The sequence below is a fragment of the Collinsella sp. HCP28S3_B9 genome (assembly GCF_052066095.1).
Lineage (GTDB): Bacteria > Actinomycetota > Coriobacteriia > Coriobacteriales > Coriobacteriaceae > Collinsella.
Map to the genome: position 1 here is coordinate 1 of NZ_JBQHST010000063.1, position 1,406 is coordinate 1,406.

General features: G+C 63.7%; 2 protein-coding genes. Both read right to left on the minus strand.

From position 1 onward, the window contains the following. On the minus strand, positions 1–1,158 hold a 1,158-nt coding region (locus tag ACTNBB_RS09055), incomplete at its 3' end, for a hypothetical protein (RefSeq protein WP_441057986.1). After that, positions 1,142–1,406 (minus strand): hypothetical protein (locus ACTNBB_RS09060; RefSeq protein WP_441057989.1); only part of this gene is annotated, 265 nt, incomplete at its 5' end. The genes ACTNBB_RS09060 and ACTNBB_RS09055, both read right to left, overlap by 17 nt.

A 1,406-nucleotide genomic window follows, 5' to 3' on the forward strand; every position in this document is an offset into this window, starting at 1 on the left:
CCGCCTCGTCATCCTGAATGCCGCGCACATCCTCGCGTCCTCGGCTGCCAAGTGCTCCTTGAAGTCGCGACGGAATCTGTGGAGGGGCAAGATCGGCCCCCTCGGAGAGTCTGGTGCCAGGTATTTGCCGGCAAAGAAGGCGTCGCATGCGCCGAGGAGCTCCTCGAAGCTGACGCCCCCCGGCAGCTCCGGCACCGCCAACTGGGAGTCGCCTGCGGCAAGAAGGCCGGCGGGGACGAAGCTCCTGTCGACCTTGACAGCCTTCTCGTCGTAGCAGGCCCGCTCTTCAGCGCTGAGATCCAAGAAGTCGTAGACGGCGGTGCGGTTCTGAGTCACGGCGTACGTGTAGGGCAGCATCTCCCTGGCGAGTATCTCGTGCAGCCTGCGGTAGCTGTCGCAGCCGGAGTGGGGCCTTATCGCCTTGTACTTGCGGAACTCCGAGACAGGAAGCCTGGAGTACCCGAAGATGTACGTGGTCAGGCGCTCGTAGCTGAAGTGGAGATAGCAGCGCCCGGGCAACCCCGAGGCGTATTGCTCCACCATGTCGCGCACGTACGCCGCGAACGCCTCCTCGCCCACCTCCTCGACAACCGCGTTGTCGAGCCACATCAAAAAGGAGTCATGGAAGCTCCCGTGGTACTTCTCCTCGAACTCCCTGCAGACAGCTGCGAGGGGCTCCCGGCGCTCGATGGCCTCGACGGCGCGGTCCCTGATCTGAACCGGGAAGCGATAGCGCAGGTAGAAGCGCCTCCTGTACGCGTCGTGATAGATACGGGGCAAGGGGTTGGTCGTCATGTGATTGAGACAGTAAACCGACCCCGTTATCTCCCTGTAGAGCCTCTTCATGTCGCGCCTCACCCAGGCCGCCTCGTCCTCGTGCATGGAGACGAGCACGTCGAAGAAGTAGTCGCCCAGCTCCTCTTCCGAGAACATGGCGGTCAGCGCGACCGCGCAAAAGGTCGGAAAGGATTGCGGACTCATCGACTCCCTCAGGTCGCTGCAGAGAGACAGCAGCGAGCGCGACTCGATGCAAGCGGCCAAGGAGGCGAGGTCGCATGCCGTGGCTGCTCTGGCGACATGGGTGCGAAGGTTGTTGCGCTTCCCGCTCCTGGCGCTTTCCCTGATGTGCTCGAGCGCCTCCTCAGGTTGTCTGATCATCGGCGTGCCTTTGCTCCTTGGCGACCTCGAGCCTCTTCCAGTTCTCGACGGCGGTCACCCTGTCCTGCCTGTTCTTGTAGGGCTCGGCAGACCCCATGCTCTTCCAGCCCATGATGTCCAGGATCTGGTTGTCGGTAAGGGAGGCGGGGTCTAGGGCCTGCTGCCTGAGGAGCTCCTCCATCTTCGTGCTCCTGCCGGAGTGGGTGCGCACCTTGGCGGGGTCGAGGCCGGCGTGCTTGGCGGCGCGC